The sequence below is a fragment of the Pseudorhodoplanes sp. genome (assembly GCF_050250235.1).
Taxonomy (GTDB): domain Bacteria; phylum Pseudomonadota; class Alphaproteobacteria; order Rhizobiales; family Xanthobacteraceae; genus Pseudorhodoplanes.
This window is the reverse complement of record NZ_JBFWPA010000125.1, coordinates 1-17,420: the sequence shown is the minus strand read 5'-3', so window position 1 is coordinate 17,420 and position 17,420 is coordinate 1. Positions and strand designations below refer to the sequence as shown.

At 56.5% G+C, this 17,420-nt stretch carries 17 protein-coding genes; 5 read left to right on the top strand and 12 right to left on the bottom strand.

What is annotated here, in order from left to right; all coding sequences use genetic code 11:
• The 4 genes from AB7F49_RS31525 to AB7F49_RS31510 all read left to right on the top strand — a co-directional run.
• The coding region (locus AB7F49_RS31525) for a branched-chain amino acid ABC transporter permease (RefSeq protein ID WP_428529790.1) at positions 1-516 on the top strand (516 nt) is incomplete at its 5' end.
• Positions 517-593: 77 nt separating this feature from the next.
• Positions 594-1,274 (top strand): ABC transporter ATP-binding protein, encoded by a 681-nt coding sequence (locus tag AB7F49_RS31520; protein ID WP_428529789.1) that lies wholly within the window; start codon positions 594-596, stop codon positions 1,272-1,274.
• The gene (locus AB7F49_RS31515) at positions 1,264-1,980 is read left to right on the top strand and encodes an ABC transporter ATP-binding protein (RefSeq protein ID WP_428529788.1); all 717 of its coding nucleotides are present in this window, start codon (positions 1,264-1,266) and stop codon (positions 1,978-1,980) included. The genes AB7F49_RS31520 and AB7F49_RS31515 overlap by 11 nt, the downstream gene beginning before the upstream one ends.
• A gap of 27 nt (positions 1,981-2,007) precedes the next feature.
• Positions 2,008-2,520, top strand: coding sequence for a MarR family winged helix-turn-helix transcriptional regulator (locus AB7F49_RS31510; RefSeq protein WP_428529787.1), 513 nt, complete (start codon positions 2,008-2,010; stop codon positions 2,518-2,520).
• A gap of 325 nt (positions 2,521-2,845) precedes the next feature.
• Here AB7F49_RS31510 and AB7F49_RS31505 read toward each other — a convergent pair whose 3' ends face one another.
• Together AB7F49_RS31505 and AB7F49_RS31500 are read right to left on the bottom strand one after the other, a co-directional pair.
• Entirely contained in the window at positions 2,846-3,577 is a 732-nt protein-coding gene (locus AB7F49_RS31505; protein WP_428529791.1) for an enoyl-CoA hydratase-related protein, read from the bottom strand.
• A gap of 41 nt (positions 3,578-3,618) precedes the next feature.
• The gene (locus AB7F49_RS31500; protein ID WP_428529786.1) at positions 3,619-4,377 is read right to left on the bottom strand and encodes an enoyl-CoA hydratase/isomerase family protein; all 759 of its coding nucleotides are present in this window, start codon (positions 4,375-4,377) and stop codon (positions 3,619-3,621) included.
• A gap of 189 nt (positions 4,378-4,566) precedes the next feature.
• On the opposite strand from AB7F49_RS31500, the gene AB7F49_RS31495 reads away from it, so the two are divergent.
• Entirely contained in the window at positions 4,567-5,676 is a 1,110-nt protein-coding gene (locus AB7F49_RS31495) for an acyl-CoA dehydrogenase family protein (protein WP_428529785.1), read from the top strand.
• A 16-nt stretch (positions 5,677-5,692) separates the two neighbouring features.
• Here AB7F49_RS31495 and AB7F49_RS31490 read toward each other — a convergent pair whose 3' ends face one another.
• The 10 genes from AB7F49_RS31490 to AB7F49_RS31445 form a co-directional block, all read right to left on the bottom strand.
• A complete protein-coding gene (locus AB7F49_RS31490; protein ID WP_428529784.1) occupies positions 5,693-6,895 on the bottom strand; it encodes an acetyl-CoA acetyltransferase in 1,203 nt (400 codons plus the stop codon).
• An 8-nt stretch (positions 6,896-6,903) separates the two neighbouring features.
• Entirely contained in the window at positions 6,904-8,343 is a 1,440-nt protein-coding gene (locus AB7F49_RS31485) for a 3-oxoacyl-[acyl-carrier-protein] synthase III C-terminal domain-containing protein (RefSeq protein WP_428529783.1), read from the bottom strand.
• Between the two features lie 53 nt (positions 8,344-8,396).
• Entirely contained in the window at positions 8,397-9,554 is a 1,158-nt protein-coding gene (locus tag AB7F49_RS31480; protein ID WP_428529782.1) for an ABC transporter substrate-binding protein, read from the bottom strand.
• A 43-nt stretch (positions 9,555-9,597) separates the two neighbouring features.
• Positions 9,598-10,761, bottom strand: coding sequence for an ABC transporter substrate-binding protein (locus tag AB7F49_RS31475; RefSeq protein ID WP_428529781.1), 1,164 nt, complete (start codon positions 10,759-10,761; stop codon positions 9,598-9,600).
• A gap of 31 nt (positions 10,762-10,792) precedes the next feature.
• A complete protein-coding gene (locus AB7F49_RS31470) occupies positions 10,793-11,839 on the bottom strand; it encodes a branched-chain amino acid ABC transporter permease (protein ID WP_428529780.1) in 1,047 nt (348 codons plus the stop codon).
• Between the two features lie 5 nt (positions 11,840-11,844).
• The gene (locus tag AB7F49_RS31465; RefSeq protein WP_428529779.1) at positions 11,845-12,717 is read right to left on the bottom strand and encodes a branched-chain amino acid ABC transporter permease; all 873 of its coding nucleotides are present in this window, start codon (positions 12,715-12,717) and stop codon (positions 11,845-11,847) included.
• The gene (locus tag AB7F49_RS31460) at positions 12,717-14,570 is read right to left on the bottom strand and encodes an AMP-dependent synthetase/ligase (protein WP_428529778.1); all 1,854 of its coding nucleotides are present in this window, start codon (positions 14,568-14,570) and stop codon (positions 12,717-12,719) included. Before AB7F49_RS31460 ends, AB7F49_RS31465 begins: the two co-directional genes overlap by 1 nt.
• A gap of 62 nt (positions 14,571-14,632) precedes the next feature.
• Positions 14,633-15,454: an ABC transporter ATP-binding protein gene (locus AB7F49_RS31455; protein WP_428529777.1), complete on the bottom strand. Its 822-nt coding sequence runs from the start codon at positions 15,452-15,454 to the stop codon at positions 14,633-14,635.
• Positions 15,451-16,302 (bottom strand): ABC transporter ATP-binding protein, encoded by an 852-nt coding sequence (locus AB7F49_RS31450; RefSeq protein ID WP_428529776.1) that lies wholly within the window; start codon positions 16,300-16,302, stop codon positions 15,451-15,453. Before AB7F49_RS31450 ends, AB7F49_RS31455 begins: the two co-directional genes overlap by 4 nt.
• A 12-nt stretch (positions 16,303-16,314) precedes the next feature.
• A partial coding sequence (locus tag AB7F49_RS31445; protein ID WP_428529775.1) for an FAD-dependent oxidoreductase occupies positions 16,315-17,420 on the bottom strand: 1,106 nt, incomplete at its 5' end.

Genomic DNA, 17,420 nt, shown 5'->3' with positions numbered 1-17,420 from the left:
GATGGCAGCTTTGCGTATTACTTCCTGCTGACGCTGGCGACCACATCGGTTCTGTTCGCTTATGGCATTAAGAATCTGCGATGGGGCTATGGACTGAAGGCGATCCTGGCCGACGAAGTCGCGGCGGAAGTCACCGGGATCAATACTGTCGCGCACAAGCTCGCGATGTTTGTGGCGAGCTCGGTATTCATAGGTCTGACGGGCGCGATCATCGCGTGGAACTGGAGCTATGTCGATCCGTACCTCGCATTCGATCTCGCCGTTTCCTTCAACATGCTGGTCATGGCCGTATTCGGCGGCTTCGGTACCGTGATTGGCCCGATCATCGGCGCCATCGCGATGACGTTTGTCGGCGAACTGCTTTCGACCAACCTGCCGGCCTTTCACACAACGATCTTCGGGGTGCTCGTCATCGTGCTGATCATCTGGTGTCCCGGCGGCCTTGTGCAGGCCTATGCGATGCTGCGCGAGAAATGGCTCCAAAGAGGGCACGCCGCGGTGAACGAGGCGGCATGATGAACTCCCCAGAAGAAGGCGTGCTCGAGGTTCGGGACCTGAGCGTTTCATTCGGCGGCTTGCGCGCCCTGAGAAACGTGTCGTTCCGGCTCCCCCGGGGGCTTATCACCGGGATCATGGGCCCGAACGGCGCCGGCAAGACGACTTTATTCAACCTAGTAACCGGCGTGCATCGTCCGACCGGCGGTATCGTGCGCTTCTCCGGTATCGAGCTGCAGAATTTGTCGCCCTTCCGAATATGCAGGAGTGGCATTGCGCGAACATTTCAAAGTGGCCGCCCCTTTGGCAATCTCACCGCGCGCGAAAATATCATGGTCGGGCTGCTTTATGGTGCTGCGCCCATGAGGGACAAACACGCGGCAAGCCGTAAGGCCAATGAAGTTCTTGACTTCGTCGGGTTGGCGCGGCAGGCAGAGCGGCCGGTTTCAAATCTGAATCTGATGGAGCGCAAGATCGTCGAATTGGCTCGCGCCCTTGCGACTCAGCCTAAGCTCCTCCTGCTCGACGAGATCCTAGCTGGTCTCAATCCGGCCGACCTGGAGCCTGCCATCAAGATCATCTGTCGTGTCCGCGACGAGCTTGGCATCACTGTCCTGTGGATCGAGCATATCATGCAGGTGCTGATGAAGACCTGCGAGCATCTGATCGTGCTGCATCACGGCGAAATGCTCACGGAAGGTATGCCCGAGAACGTTGTAGTCAATCAACAAGTCGCCGATGCCTATTTCGGAACAAAGGGACCGCGACGTGGCGCCTGAATTGCTGTCGGTCGAGAATATCGACGTCAAATATGGCGACGTCCAGGTGGTATGGGATTGTTCGCTGAATGTAAGGCAAGGCGAAGTGGTCGCACTATTCGGCGGGAACGGCGCCGGGAAGACCAGCACCCTGCGCGCGATTTCCCGCCTTGTTGATCTAGCAGGAGGCCGCATCGCCTTTGCCGGCCAGGACGTCGGCCAGTTGCAGGCTCATGAACTGCCGAATCTGGGTCTCATTCACGTTCCCGAAGGTCGGCACGTCTTTCCGCAGATGAGCGTCCGGGAGAATCTCGAACTTGGGAGCTATGCGCCGCGCGTGCGCAAACGCCGCCAGGAACTAATGAAGGCGGTCTTCGAACTGTTTCCCGTATTGAAGGAGCGGCAGACCAGTCAGGCCGGCGTGCTCAGCGGCGGCCAGCAGCAGATGCTCGCGATTGGACGCGGCCTGATGGCGGACCCGAAATTGTTGATGCTGGACGAACCTTCACTCGGTCTCGCACCGGCAATCGTTGCGACGCTGTTTGATACCATCCGCAAGATCAAGGATCTGGGAGTCACCGTGCTTCTTGTAGAGCAAAATGTCTGGGAAGCGCTCGAAATCGCCGATCGATTTTACCTCATTGCCAGCGGCCGAATCGTTTCAAGCGACGTGCCGGAGAAGCTTCGCCAGGATGAGGATTTTAGGCAAGTCTACCTGGGTCTTTGAAAATCGATCTCCGAAAAAGTTTTTGAAATGAAACGCACGAAAACCAAGGCCGAAGCTCCGAACTTTTCGCACTGGGAAATCAATGAATATGTCCCAGCATTAGTAACATGGCTCTACAATAAAACGGCCGCGAACGCGTCCCGCCTTTATCGAAAGCGCTTTGGCGTGGGTCTCGCAGAATGGCGCATAATTGCTTATCTGGGAATTCATGACAAAGGCACTAACGCAGAGATTTGCGACTACATCGGACTTGATAAGGCCGCAGTTAGTCGTAGTATTTCGAGCCTGAGGTCTCGCGGCTACCTCGTAACGCGACCTCGTAACGGTCGGGATATTGAGGTTCGTCTCACACCGCAAGGATTGAAGCTCGGAAATCGCATCCTTGCTGTCGCGCTTGAGATCGAAGAAAATTTGATGCATGGAATAAACGCGACAGAGCGCCGCGCATATATAAAGACCACGAATGCGATACTTCGTAATTTGATCCGCGTGCAGCGTTTTGTCGATGATGCATATTTGAGATCTCGCAAATTGACATAGTTGAACTTGTTATGGCTTGACTAAATTCTTATGGAGCGTTTGCGTTTTTACGGTCCGCGTACGCTGACGCTACGATCCTGCACTACGCATACGCTTTGCGATCAGGCAATCGAAGGAGCGTTGTGCGGGACGCGACGTTCGCTTTCATGAGCTCCTCCTAATTTTCGTCTCGCCCAAATGCTGACGCCCGATGTGGGGCGAGAAGCCAACTTTTGCTACCTTGCTGACGACCGCTTGTGGGCGGAAGTCTTCTCGAATGTACTGGCTGATATCGTCGCCGTTATTTCGATAAGAAACTGGTGAGCGAGTTGCAGCAGAATCTCCATTACTTTCCTCGAAAGAGCGGCGGGCGTTTTTCGATGAAAGCTTCAAATCCTTCCCGAAGATCATTCGTTCCAAACATTAATTGATAGGCCTTACGCTCCATTCTCAATGCGGCGTCCAAAGGTGCGTCCAGCCCTGCAAGCACGACTTCCTTGATTTGCTGTGCCGCGAGTGGCCCCATCCTGGCCACCTGCGATGCGATTTCAATCGCGCGCCTCTCACAATTCTCTACCACGATCTCACTGACCATTCCCAGCCGGTAGGCGTCTGCCGCAGAGAGAAGATTGCCGGTCAGAAGCAGATAAAGGGCGTGATGCTTGCCGATGATCCGTGGCAGACGTTGTGTCCCGCCTGCACCCGGTACCAGACCGAGTTTGACTTCGGGCTGACCGAACTTCGCCTTGTCGTTGGCAATTATGATGTCGCACTGCATAACGACTTCGCATCCTCCTCCGAGTGCGAAGCCATTGACCGCTGCGATGACCGGCTTCGGACACTCCATGATTGCGCGCGAGTTGAAAGCTGACATTGCATTGACTACATCCCTTTCCGCTTGCTCGTGAATATCCGCGCCCGCTGCGAAAGCATCGTCATTGCCAGTCAACACCACGCAGCGAATATCTGAGTCATTGGAAATCTGACGAAAGTATCGATCAATCAGCACCCGCACTTCATGATTTATCGCGTTGCGTACCTCCGGACGGTTGAATCGCACCAGGGCGATATGCGGCATCGGCGTTTCAAACAATACGACAGCCACAGCGGCATCTCCGATCAATTGCCTACAAATTTTGGCTTTCGCCTCTGTTGGAATGCGCTGAAGCCTTCCACAGCATCCTGAGATCTGATGATTTTCCCTTGCCACACCGCCTCGGCCTTGAGGACGTCCTCAAGGGCTAGCGCTCCGCAAAGTATCCGCTTGGACGCCTTGAATGCTTTTGTTGGACCGGCAGCGATATGCGCCGCCATCGCCCGCGCGGCGTCAATAACCGTTCCGTCTGGAAACGCTTGATTGATCAGGCCGATGCGTGCGGCTTCGCTCCCCGACAACATCCGGCCGGTGTAAAGCAGTTCGGATGCACGGTGATAGCCCAGTCGGCTTCGCAGGAAATAATGGATACCTGAGTCGGGAACAGCACCAAGATTTCGGAACGCGCTGCCTATTCGCGCGTTTTCGGCAGCAAGGACGATATCGCATGAGAATGCGATACCAAAGCCGCCGCCAAGACAAGGCCCCTCGATTGCGGCGATGGTGGGCACCTCGATGGAAGCGATTGCGCGGAACAGCGGATTCACCAGTTCGGAAATCAGCTTCTCGGCGTCGACTGTAAGAGGATCGGTCGTTCCGATGTCGCGTCCAGCTGAAAATGCACCACCAGCTCCGTAAAAAAGTAAGGCCCGGTGCGGAGATTTAATCAAGTCAACTACAATACGCCTCAGGGATAGGAAGTCATCGTCCGTCAGGGCATTTCGTTTTTCAGGACGATTGAGCACGACTTCGCAGACGTCTCCGCTGACCGTCACGTCAAACATCATCCAAGACCTAGCTTTTTGACTTCGCAGTGTCTTAGCCTTAAATAATCCGGACGTACAGTCTAATTATTGCGGATTCTGCCACTCGAAATTAAAGGTGCGACCATGCGCGCAGCTGTGAGCACAGTCGGGAATGCGTCCGGCACAGCGTTTCGGTTTACCGATCCCGCTTTCCTGACCGACGAACTGGTGATGATGCGCGATCAAGTCCGGCGATTTGTCGATCGGGAAGTGGTGCCCTTTGCCGAGGCCTGGGAGGAGGACGGAAAGATTCCCCGCGACATCTTCCGTCGGATGGGCGAATTGGGATTTTTGGGCATGCGGCACGCCACGGAGTTTGGTGGTACGGATTTAGGTCCAATCGCGTCGATTGTTTTCGCCGAGGAACTTGCGCGATCCGGATTCGGTGGCTTCACGGCGTCTACCCTGGTTCACACAGACATGTCTGCTATCCACATCACCAAGAGTGGCACAACCGCGCAGAAGCAGACATTCCTACCAGCGATCATCCGCGGCGAAAAGATTTGCGCGGTTGCCGTGACCGAGCCCGACGCGGGTTCGGATGTGGCGCGACTGAGGACGCGGGCCACCCGCGACGGTGATTCATGGGTCATCAATGGCGCGAAGATGTTCATCACCAACGGCGTCTATGGCGACATCATCATCCTTGCCGCGCGAACCGATCCCTCAGCCAAGGGAAGCGGCGGAATTTCGCTGTTCATCGTTGAGAAGGACACACCGGGTATATCGACGACGAAATTGTCCAAACACGGCTGGCTCTGTTCGGATACGGCAGAAATCGGACTCAGCAACGTCCGGATACCGGCCGAAAATATTCTCGGGGTGGAAGGTCGGGGCTTTTACGCGATCATGGAGACGTTTCAGAACGAGAGAATCTGCATTGGGGGCATCTGTGCAGGTGAAAGTGCAAAGGCGATCGAGCTAACACTGCAATATGTGCGAGCGCGCGAAGCGTTCGGTGGGCCGCTCTGGAATCAGCAAGCCGTCCGTCAAAAACTGGCCATGCTGGCAGCAAAATCCGCAGCCGTCCGCCAGCTCGCCTATCACGCTGCCGAGTTGTCCTCGCTCGGCACCAACTGTCTGCGCGAGGTCTTCATGGTCAAGGCGCTCGCTCCGGAGGTGTTGCATGAAGTCGTCCATGGCTGCCTGCAACTGCATGGCGGTGCGGGATTCATGCGCGGGACGGCGATCGAGCGGATGGCGCGCGATGCTCGTGTTCTCACTATCGGCGGCGGTGCAACCGAGGTGATGCTGGAAGAGGTGGCCAAGCGAATGTGACGGTCGCCCAATCTCCTCACGCCGGGAGATATCCGACGATCAATATGCTGCATACATTTTGATGCGGAAAGCCGCCGAGATTGTGCGTCAGACCCATTTTCGGATTCGATAGTTGGCGCCTTCCGGCGCGGCCCTGCAATTGCAAATACATTTCGTAGATCATGCGCAAGCCCGACGCGCCGATCGGATGGCCGAAGCATTTCAAGCCGCCGTCGATCTGACAGGGCATCATGCCATCAGCGTTGTAAATCCCGTCGAGAACATCCCGCCAGCCGCACCCTTCATCGGACAGGAACAAGTCCTCCATGGTCACTAGCTCGGTAATCGAAAAGCAGTCGTGGCATTCGATCATCCCGATCGATTCACGCGGATTTTCCACAGCTGCCTCACGATATGCGCGCTCGGCGGCACGCCGCGTCGTCATAATATAGCTTCCGTCCCAACTGCCGTGACTGGCCTCGAGCCCGCTGGAAACCGCCAATTGAAGCGCCTTTACCGCGACCAGATCCGTCTTCCCCAAGCCGCGGGCAATATCAGGTGTGGTCACGATCGCAGCGGCGGCGCCGTCCGACACACCGCAACAATCGAACAGTCCGAGCGGATCGGCGATTATCGGAGCATTGAGCACCTTGTCGAGGTCGATCTTGTTGCGTAGGTGCGCCTTTGGGTTTAGCGAGCCGTTGTCATGACTCTTGACTGAGATTTGCGCCATGGCGCGCTTGAGATCGCTTCGGTCGAGTTTGTGTTTTGCCTCATACGCAGTCGCAAGCTGTGCGAAGCTGCCCGGCGCGGACAGGTTCGCCCAATACATATCATTGAGCACGCCGCGGGAGCGCTGCGGCAACCCTCCATAGCCCGTGTCCTTGAGCTTCTCGACGCCGAGCGCAAGCGCGATATCGGCTGCGCCGCAGGCTACGGCGTAGACGGCGCCACGAAAAGCTTCGGTGCCGGACGCACAAAAATTCTCGACCCGGGTGACCGGAATGAAGGGCAAACGCAAGGTCACAGCCAATGGCACAGCGGACTTTCCGACGTGCTGCTCTTCTATCCCAGTGGCGAACCAGGCCGCATCAATCTGTTCGGTTCCAACGCCAGCGTCCTGAGCGCATTCTTGAAACGCCTCAACAATCAGGTCTCCAGCATCCTTGTCCCAGCGTTCGCCAAATTGTGAGCAGCCCATTCCGAGAATGACGACTTTGTCGCGTATGCCTTTGGGCATCTTGCCTCCTATCCCGATTCAGCGACGGGCGCAGCTTTCCAGAAGTAGCGCTTGAAGCCGCGGCGCTCATCTTCCGCCTTGATGCGGAACATCATGCGGACAGGCGCACCGACCTTAATCTCCCCATCCGCAACATCCGTCAGGTCCATCATCAGGCAGCCACCGTCGGCGAATTTCATCATACCGTATCTTGCCGGCGGGTCGGGCGTGTAAGTCAACTGGTCTGCCGTGAAGCTCTGTACATGTGCCTCACTGTCGGCAAAATCGTAGTCCTCTTGCTCGTGATAGGCGCCGCAATTCGGATTGACGCAAACCGGAGCCTTCGGAAACTGCACGGCCCCGCACTTCCGGCATTTGCCGCCGATGAAGCCGTAAAGCATTCGGCGATTTCGATATAGCACTGTTGGCGGCGTTTGCGTATCAAGCTCAGCGCGAATGCCTCGCTCCTGCTCGATCAGCCGATTGTGGGACAGATAGCGCATGTAGTTTGTCGAAGTCCGACCACGCGCGAGCTGCGACGCAAAAGAGCTCGGCCGCACCTTGGCATTTGTCTTTGCCACCTTGAGAAGGAAGCTGTCGCAGCCCTGCCCAAAGCCTATTAACAATACCAACTGCCCTGGCGTCGCCTCTTCGAGGACCGCTGCCAACATCAGCAATGGATGTGCCGAGCCGGAAAATCCAACGCGCTCCTGCAGTACGTCGCAGACGGCGTCTAGACGAATTCCAGCCCGCGTCGCGATCGCGGATGCAGCCGAGCCGGATGGGGCAGGCATTATAAAGCGGTCGATCTCGCCAGCTTCGACCTTTGCTTCCGCGAGCAGTTCCGAAATGACCGAGGGCACAATCTTCAGATAACCTTGATCACGCGTCCAGCGCTCTTCCCAAGCATAGTCGAAGGAGAAGTTCGACGCGCGATAATGGTCCACGAAATCTACAGAGCGATGTGTCATGGCGAGGATTTCAGCGAGGCCAGGGGCGTTCGAGATCAGGACTGCCGTCGCCGCATCTCCAAAGAGCAGCTCCTCCTGACCTCCGGCTTTGGCCAACCGCTGTTCGGAGGCTACGACAATCGCGTCACCACCGCTCGCGACATCTAGAATCGCACGCCCCAATGCCGTCGTCCCGCTCCTCAGAGAACCAGTAACATCAAGCGCGGCGACATTTTCGGGCAAGCCTGCAGCGATCGCCACGACACCAGCGTTGAGCCGATCCTGAAATGGCCCAGACACGGATGCAAACCAGAGCGAAGCTGGCGCGCCGTCGGCTCGAATCGAACGAACGGCTTCAACGCCCATGGTAATTGCATCCTCATCCCAGGAGCAGATTGACCTTTCTCCTTTTGCAAGGCCCGAAAGGCCAGCGGCGAACCACTGGTTGGCGTCGACGATTGCCTTTCGAGCAAGCCGCGTGCGAGGGAGGTAAACCCCAATTGCGGCGATTCCGACCATCGTTCTTATCTCTCTATAGCTGATGACGGGACGAAAAATCACCTCAGATCAAGTTAGGGAGCGGGCTTGAAACTCAAGGTTGGAAAATCCGCCTCCATAACCTGTAGCTTCTGGCCGGAGAACCGGACGCCCGGACCGAAGGTCACCGGCGCCATAACGCCCGTCTGCAGATCTTTGGTTTTCTCGAGTTCATTGTTGACGCAGGCAGCCGTCACGTTGCGTCCGCAGCGCTTGATGGCGTCAAACAACACCATTGCTCCCGCATAGCCGACCATGCTGTACCGGTTGATGCTCTTCAGATCACTCTCGGGTAGAAACTGTTTGGCTTTGGCTAAGAACGTTTGGCCTTCGACACTCGCAAATGGATTCACATAGTCCACGGCAATTATGCCGTGACTCGCTGGCCCCATTAACTTCAGCACAATTTCAAGCCGTCCCGGCCAGAAGACTCCTATAGTGGGCTTGATCCCAAGCTTCTCCATTTCCTTTATCATCGCGACGTTTTCGGTGATGATCCCGCCCATCATGAAAACCTCCACGCCCGCTTCCTTAAGTCTGAGGATTTCCGCGGAGAAATCCTGCTGACCGCGGCGATAGGTCGCGTTGAAGACGACATCCAGATTCCGTTCTTTGACAATGCTTTCGAAGCCCTCGCGCACCGCAAGACCGTAATCGTCGTCCTGTGTGATGATGCCCCATTTCTTTTTAGGATTCTTGTCGGCGAGATAGCGCACCACCACCCGAATGCCTTCGGCATAATCTTGTCCGACCGCAAAGACATTCTTACGCGGCGGTTGCCAGACTGGATTGGTCGGCGCAACGGTTAGCACGGTCGGAAGGCCTGACTTTTCTAGAATTGGTAGCGCCGCCAACGTTTGGCCTGAGCCCGACAAACCGAGGATGGCGAATACCTTATCGACATCGATTATTTTGCGCAGACCCTGAATAGTCCTTGCACTCACGTAGCCGTCGTCCTCAAGGACATATCTGATTTTGCGGCCATTGATTCCCCCGGCGGCATTGATCTCCGCAACGGCTATTTTTGTACCAAGACTTGCCGCGACACCAAGAAGTGCGGGCGGTCCGGTCAATGGCTCTACCTCGCCGATCACGATTTCCGCGTCCGTGACGCCTTGTTGAGCGTTCAGACGATCGATGAAGGCAGAAGACAGCAGCGCGGCACAAAAAACGGTACTTGCGAGTCGCAACATTGTTTCCTCTCCGTATTTGGTCGACTTTTTGTCTGAGTTCTCGTCAATCCGCTGGCCTGAAACTCAGCGTCCCGAAATCAGCCCGAAGCACCTGTAACTTCTGGGATGAGAACCGGATACCGGGTCCAAAACTGATCGGAGTCATGACGCCGCTTTCGAAGTCCTTGGTCTTTTCCAGTTCTGCGATCGTGCATTCGCGCGTGAGATTGCGGCCACAACGACGCATTGCTTCGAACAGCACCTTTGCGCCAGTATAGGATGTGAAGGTGTAACGGTGGATGCCTTTCAGCTCAGCTTCCGAAACGTACTTTTTGGCCTTCTTGAGAAACTCCTGCCCCCCGGCCATGGCGAGTGAATCGACGTAATCGACGACATACATGCCATCGCTAATCGGTCCCATCAGGCGCAGCACGGGCTCGATTCGGCCGACCCAGAAAATCGCCGTGACCGGCTTGATATTGTGCTTTTCGAGCTCCTTCATCATCGCCACATTCTCGGTGATGATCCCGGCCATGATGAAGATCTCAACAGCGGCTTCCTTAAGTCGAAGAATTTCGGCGGAGAAGTCTTGCTGACCTTTCCGGAAGTTCGTCGAGAAAACGACATTGATCTTGTTTGCCTTTGCACCCGCCTCAAATCCATCCCGCACGTAGTAGCCGTAGTCATCATCTTGGGTGATTAGTCCCCATCGCTTGCCCGGATATTTTTGGGAAAGATAGCGAACGAGTTCGCGCACACCTTGGTTGTAGGATTGCCCGACTACAAAAATGTTCTTCCTCGCAGGCTGCCACATGGGCTCCACCGGAGCGACACTGATGACGGTTGGAACACCGGCCTTCTCAAGCATCGGCATGACCGCAAGCGTCTGCCCGGAGCCCGACAATCCGGTGATGGCAAACACCTTGTCGACGTCAAGGAGCTTGCGGACGGCTTGTATCATACGCGGCGTCTGGTAGGCCTCGTCTTCAAAAACGTAGCGGACCTTGCGGCCGTTGATCCCGCCTGCGGCGTTCGTCTCCTCAACCGCGATCTTTACACCGATCTGATGCGACAGACCGAGCAAGGCTGCGGGGCCGGTCAAAGGTTCGGCATCGCCAAGCAAGATTTCCGTATCGGAGACTCCTGGTTGTTGCGCCATTGCAGACCCGGCGACAACCAGGATTGCCGCCAGACACCCCATTCGAAATAGACCAACCATTCCTTTCATTCCCATTACTCCCGCTTCTATCTTCCAGCGATCAGAACCGCAGCGGCCAATTAATCCACGTTCGCTTTACGTCATGCCAAACGCCGACCAAGCCTCGGGGTTGAAATCGAAGAAATGCGATGATGATGACGCCATAGATCATGCTTTTCAGCTCGTGTGCTCCGGTCGAGAACAGGGCGTCGGCCTTCGTACCGAGCAACGAGAACAGCATGCGCGACGCTTCCGGCAGCAGTATGATGAAGATCGTGCCGAGGACTGCTCCCAACGCAGAGCCAAGACCCCCGACGATCAGAATCGCGAGCGCCTCGATACTCAACAAGAAGGGAAATCCTTCAACACTGACGAAGCTGAGGTAAATGCCGTAAAGGGCGCCAGCGATTCCAGTAATGAATGAACTCGTGACGAACGCAATGAGCTTGTAGGCGTGGAGGTTGATGCCCATGACGCGGGCGGCCATGTCGTTGTCGCGGATCGCGACAAAGGCCCTGCCGACCCTGCTTCGCCGAATATTCAGAGTGGCGATTAGAGTCACGATCGCAAAGGCAAGGCAAAGCTGCGACAACGCAATATCGCTTTCGAAGCTCAACCCGAGAATACTCGGGCGGTCCACGACGATTCCGCGCGCTCCGTTCGTGATAAAGCTGGCCTCAAGGATCACATGATTGATGATGAATGAGAATGCCAGTGTCGTGATAGCTAGATAAAGACCTTTCAGCCGAAGCGAGGGCGCGCCAACGATCAAACTGACAAGCGCCGACACGATGCCGGCAGCCAAAAACCCTACGACAGGTGAGTATCCGAATTTCGACACCGCGATTGCATAGGCATAGGCGCCGGTAACGAGAAACCCCACATGCCCAAGCGAGACTAATCCGGTATAGCCACTCAGGATGTTGAGACCGAGCGCTCCAACAACCGTAATCAAAATAATGGTGAGAAATGAAAGCGCGAACGCGTTGAGGTAGTAAGGGGCCAGGAACAGCCCCATCACCAGTACCACAGACCAGAACCAGACCGCGACGGAGTCCGACAGGACGATCAGCCCGGAATAGGTCTCCTTGAAGTTCCCGCTGCGCATGCCACTTACACTCTCTCGATGTCTCGTTCGCCAAACAGGCCAAACGGCCGAACCATGAGCACGACGATGATCATCACAAAGCCGGCAACTTCCTTCATGCTCGGCGCAATGTACCCGCTCGCTACGTTCTCGGTGATGCCAATCAGTATTCCGCCGATCGCGGAGCCGTTCACCGAATCGAGTCCTCCGAGAATGGTTGCGGGGAAGGCTTTGAGGCCAAGTTGGAACATTGCCGGTGAAATATCGTAGGTTAGAGCGAACAAGACGCCGGCAATGCCGGCGAGAACAGACGAGGCTGCCCAGGCCAACGCATGAATACGGGCTGCGCTGACGCCCATCAGCAAAGCCGTACGATCATCGGCGGCGACCGCACGCATCGCAATTCCAAGCTTGCTGTAACGGAAGAACAACCAGAACACGCCGATCGATGCGATCAGAGTGGCGATGGCGGCGAGTTGCGCTGATCGCGCTGCGACACCCCCCACTCGCATCACTTCCCGCCCGACGCCGAGATCGAAAGCGTGGGGGTAGGCATCCCAGATGAAGTTGATCGAAGACCGGAGAATGACTGCAAGACCGATCGTCACCATCACGGTCGCGAATACCGGTTCGCCCAACATAGGACGCATGATAACGCGCTCGATCATAAGGCCGAGCAGCGCAGAAAATACAATCGCGGTGATCACAACGACAAATATATTGCCGGTCACGGTGGTCGCGATCGTCCAGGCGACGTAGGCGACGATCATCGTGATCTCGCCTTGGGCAAAATTGACAAGTCCGGTTGCCTTGTAGATCACGGCGAAGGCCATCGCGATCAGTCCGTAAATGGCACCGATCGACAAGGCCGAGACCATCAGCTCGATGAAGAAGCGCATCAGGCTGCCCCATAGATTTGTTCAAGTTCGCGCTCAAACCGACTGTCGATGATCGCGCGGCGGACTTTCTGGGTCGCGGTCAGTTCGCCATCATCGTGATCGAGCTCCTTGTCCAGGATAACGAAGCGCCGCACGCCTTCGACCCGTGCAAATCTCTCATTCGTGGTGCGGACCACCGCGCCGATCAGTTCATAGACCTCGGGTAGCTGTGAGAGCGACTTGTAGTTTGTATATGCAAGGCATTTCTCGCTCGCCCAGCGGCCAACCGTCTCGTAATATATCTGGATGAGCGCGCCTATGAACTTGCGACCGTCGCCGACGACGATTGCTTCCTTGACGAACTCGTGGTCCTTCAGCGCGTTTTCTATTTCGGAGGGAGCGATGTTCTTGCCCCCGGACGTAATGATGATCGCCTTCTTGCGATCGACGATGGTCAGTTCTCCATTGTCTAGGACACCGCCGATATCGCCCGTGAGCAGCCAGCCTTGCGAGTTGTAGCTAGCGTCAGTCGCCTTTTTGTCGAGGAAGTACCCCTTGAAGAGCCCGGGACCTCGAATCAGGATCTCGTCGTCTACGGCAAACTCCCATTCGGTGTCGCGTAGCGCCTTTCCGCAGCCACCGATGCGATTGTAGGCTGCCGACTGGATAAAGGCGCAGCCGGAGGTTTCGGTCAGCCCATAGCCTTGGGAAATCGGTAGGCCGAGACTGTCGAAGAATCGCAGCGTCTCCGGTGAAATCGACGCCCCGCCCGACAGCCGGTGGAACGTGCGGTTCAAACCGAGATAGCGTTGGATGTTGCGGAACAGCGCCCAATAGAGGAATTCAAACTGCAGGCGCTCGGCAACGGACAGTCTGCCATTTGCAGCTTCGCGACGCTCGGAGAGCCGCCGGCCGAGAGCAAGGCCGAAGCGTGTGAAGCGCTGACGAAGGACGCCGCTGTCCTTCAACTTGAGCATGAAATTCTGCTGCAGCTTTTCCCAGATGCGCGGCACCGCGATGAAATAGGTCGGCGCGATTTCGCGGATGTTCAGCGCAACGGTATCGATAGACTCGGCAAAATTGACCACGCCGCCGAGCGTGAGTTGCATGACGGTTGAATAGCACCGCTCGGCAACGTGGCAGAGCGGCAAATAGCACATTGCCTCGTAGGACTTGCCCACCATGCCGATCGCTTCGGCATAGCCATAAACCGAGTAGATCAAGTTCCGGTGGCTCAGCATCGCGCCCTTGGGCTTGCCCGTCGTTCCGGACGTGTAGACCAGGATGCAGACATCGTCGGCGGTTGCTGTCTCGATCAGTTCGTTCAACCTCGATTCCGCGTGCGGGTTGCTCGCCGCAAACTCTTTTCCGCGTTCGCACAACGCCTCGAAGGACATCAGCTTGCTTGAACTGTAGTGACGAAGCCCCTTCATATCCACGCAAGCGACCACCTCGACCGCCGGCAGGCCACCTTCGTTGTTCATCGCATCAAATACTTTGTCAGTTTGCTCCTGATCGCCGGTCACCACGATACGCGCACCGCTATGCCGCACGATGTACTGCAGTTCCGGCCAAGGATTGGTCGGATAGATGCCGACAACGATCGCACCGATCATCTGTGCGCCAAGATCGGTATAATACCATTCGGGGGTGTCTTCGCTTGCTATTGCAATCCGGTCGCCCGGCTCGATGCCAAGCGACAGCAAGCCAAGACCGACCTCACGCGCCGTCCGGTAATAGTGGTTCCAGGAGTACCGTTTCCATATTCCATGCTCTTTCTCGCGCAGCGCCAGCCCTTCTCCTTTCTGCTCAGCCCAGAAACGCAAGAGTCGCGGCAGCGTCGTATCGCCCGCGGGCAAGATCTCCGCTCTCACCGTGCCGTCGGCAAGATTGCGGTTTTGCTTAGCTAATGACAGGACCGGACCGTGCATCTCGCTCACGCATGAATGTAGATCGGTTGCTTCAATGAACCCGGATCACCGCTCGTCTTTCCCTTGCCGTCGCCGAGATAGGCTTCTCGTACCGCGAGGTTATCCTGCATTTCCGCGGGTGTTCCTTCGGCAATCTTTTTGCCGAAGTTGAGGACATGGACGCGATCGGATATGTCCATAACGATTCGCATGTCGTGCTCGATCATCAAGATCGTCACCTCCAGTTCCTCACGAATGTCGAGGATAAAACGCGCGATATCCTCGGTCTCTTCCTGGTTCATTCCCGACACCATCTCGTCGAGCAGCAACAGCTTCGGCTCGGATGCGAGCGCGCGGGCAAGTTCGACACGCTTCTGTTGACCGTACGACAGAGTGCCGACTATCGCGTCGCGAAAATGTTCCATCTCGAGAAACTCGATGATCTCTTCCACGCGTTGCCGCGCTTTGATTTCTTCTTGGCGCGTTCGCCCGAAAAAGATTGCCGCCTCGAGCACATTGGAACGCATGTGCGAGTGCCGGCCGACGAGAATGTTTTCGACGACCGTTCCGTGCTTGAACAATGCAAGATTTTGGAATGTGCGACCGATGCCGGCGGCGGCGAAACGTGCGGGCGCGATCTTGCACGAATCAATGCCATCGAACCTCATCATGCCGCTCGACGGTCGAAATACCCCGCTGAGAAGGTTGAACAGTGTGGTCTTGCCCGCGCCATTTGGACCGATAATGCTTGCGATTTCGCCGCGATCGACCGATAGCGACACATCTGAAACGGCCGTCAGGCCACCGAAGTTCTTACTCAAGCTCTCGACCTGCAAAAGCGCAGTCATGAGAGCCACCTCTTGCGACGCTTATAGTGCTTGACTTCGCGCAAGCTTTTTCGTGCGGCGCCGGACATTCCGAGATAAAACTCCTGAACATCCGCGTTGCGCGAGAGAGACTGCGCGGAGCCATCAAGCACGATCCTCCCATTCTCAAGAATATATGCATGGTCCGCGATATCCAATGCGCGCTGCGCGTTCTGCTCCACCAGAAGCACGGTCAAGCCCAGTTCCTTCCGCAAGCGAGCGACAACATCGTAGATGCGATCGATCACGAGCGGAGCGAGGCCGAGCGAGGGCTCGTCCAACGCAAGCGCGACAGGTTCAGTCATCAATGCACGGCCAATTGCCAGCATCTGCTGCTCGCCGCCGGACATATATCCCGCAATTTGTTGCCGTCGTTCGGCGAGCCGAGGGAACAACTCGAATACGCGATCCCGCCTGACTTTGAATTCCGCGGCGCTGCACAGGAATCCGCCCATTTGTAGGTTTTCGTCGACTGTCAGGCTTGCGAATACGCGGCGCCCTTCCGGGACCTGGACCACGCCTTTTCTTACGATGACATCCGGCGACAAGTGATGGATGTTCTCGCCCTTAAACTGGATCGACCCGCTTTCTAGCTTTCCTTCTTCCGTATACAGAACGCCGGACATCGCCTTCAGCAAGGTCGATTTTCCCGCGCCGTTCGAGCCAAGCAGAGCGACAATATTTCCCTTAGGTACGGCCAGACTGACGTCCCGAATCGCCTCAATCGCATTGTCATAGACGATTTGCACATTGCGGAATTCAAGAAGCGGCGTCACCACGATCCCTGGCTGTATCGAGGAAAACGATGGAATGTTGGCAGTTGCGGACATGACGAGATGCACTCAGGATATTGTGGCAACCCGGTTCAACCGACGAGGGCCGTCCCAGCCGGACAGTACTCGCACCGTCACCAGCTTTGCGGTCTCCGCGCAGGCCTGAGTGCCGCCGTTTCCGTATTCTTTCACGCCGTCGCCGACGCAATATAGCCCTTTTACTCCCGTTTCCTGCGGCAGATCATAGCCGGCGCAACTTCGTTGAGCTGGCCATTCGTCGCGCATCACGCGAATCGACAAAATCTTTGCTCTGTCGAAATCGACAAATTGCTCGCGCAGATCGGCGAGGGCCATCGCGATCTCGGATTCGTTGTCAAAGTTGCCAAGCGCGGGAACCGGGACCGCGTAGGCGACATAGAGATTCCAACCGTCCGGCGCGAGCTCTGGGCACACGGCCGAGAGATTCGCCATGTTACAAAGCCGCCGCGTCTTGCCGAATGTCACGATGCCGGGGTGAGCGAGGATCGGATCGCGTGTCGCAAAGTTGATGACGATGTTCGCAGCCGGGCGCAACTCCGAGCGCACACGCCTCACGTAATCAGGGGGAAAGCTGCTCTCACCTGCCAATTCCAATGTCTGCTTGGGGCCAGCATTGCTGATAACCAGCCGGCTTTCAATCGTGACACGCTCGTCGCCGCGGACCACTGAGATACCCTTGACTTCTCCGCGTTCGACCTCAATCGCACCCGCACGGGTGTCAGTCCAGACTTCACCGTTGCGCTCGACCACTTGCGCCAGCGCATTCCACACACCGATCGTTCCCTCCGGACAATATCCGAAACGCTTGAAGGCGCCTTTGCCGGTAAAGTATGTGAGAAATGCGCGAGCTGGAAGTTCGTCGGCATTGCACGCGAAGATTGCTGCGCAGAGATTGCGGAAGATTGCGTGGACTGTTTCGTTGCTTGTGTATCCCGAAAGCCAGTCGGCGGTGGATTGCCGCCCGTCCGGCAGTTTGCCGATCCGTGCTTCGGCAAATCGCTCGAGGATTTTTGAAGCCTGCTTCGTCAATTGGCCCAGCAGCAGGGACCAGCCGCCGCGCCCGACATCGATGACTTTGCCGTTCAAATAGAAAGCGGTGGCTGGCTCCGGAAAGCGAAGATTTAAGGGAGCGCCGA

Excerpts from the sequence above, each read along its gene's own strand:
- AB7F49_RS31455 (WP_428529777.1), bottom strand. The coding sequence starts at position 15,454 with ATGACTGCGCTTTTGCAGGTCGAGAGCTTGAGTAAGAACTTCGGTGGC.
- AB7F49_RS31485 (WP_428529783.1), bottom strand. The coding sequence starts at position 8,343 with ATGGTCGGAATCGCCGCAATTGGGGTTTACCTCCCTCGCACGCGGCTT.
- AB7F49_RS31465 (WP_428529779.1), bottom strand. The coding sequence starts at position 12,717 with ATGCGCTTCTTCATCGAGCTGATGGTCTCGGCCTTGTCGATCGGTGCC.
- AB7F49_RS31490 (WP_428529784.1), bottom strand. The coding sequence starts at position 6,895 with ATGCCCAAAGGCATACGCGACAAAGTCGTCATTCTCGGAATGGGCTGC.
- AB7F49_RS31505 (WP_428529791.1), bottom strand. The coding sequence starts at position 3,577 with ATGCCGCATATCGCCCTGGTGCGATTCAACCGTCCGGAGGTACGCAAC.
- AB7F49_RS31450 (WP_428529776.1), bottom strand. The coding sequence starts at position 16,302 with ATGTCCGCAACTGCCAACATTCCATCGTTTTCCTCGATACAGCCAGGG.
- AB7F49_RS31480 (WP_428529782.1), bottom strand. The coding sequence starts at position 9,554 with ATGTTGCGACTCGCAAGTACCGTTTTTTGTGCCGCGCTGCTGTCTTCT.
- AB7F49_RS31500 (WP_428529786.1), bottom strand. The coding sequence starts at position 4,377 with ATGTTTGACGTGACGGTCAGCGGAGACGTCTGCGAAGTCGTGCTCAAT.
- AB7F49_RS31475 (WP_428529781.1), bottom strand. The coding sequence starts at position 10,761 with ATGAAAGGAATGGTTGGTCTATTTCGAATGGGGTGTCTGGCGGCAATC.
- AB7F49_RS31470 (WP_428529780.1), bottom strand. The coding sequence starts at position 11,839 with ATGCGCAGCGGGAACTTCAAGGAGACCTATTCCGGGCTGATCGTCCTG.
- AB7F49_RS31510 (WP_428529787.1), top strand. The coding sequence starts at position 2,008 with ATGAAACGCACGAAAACCAAGGCCGAAGCTCCGAACTTTTCGCACTGG.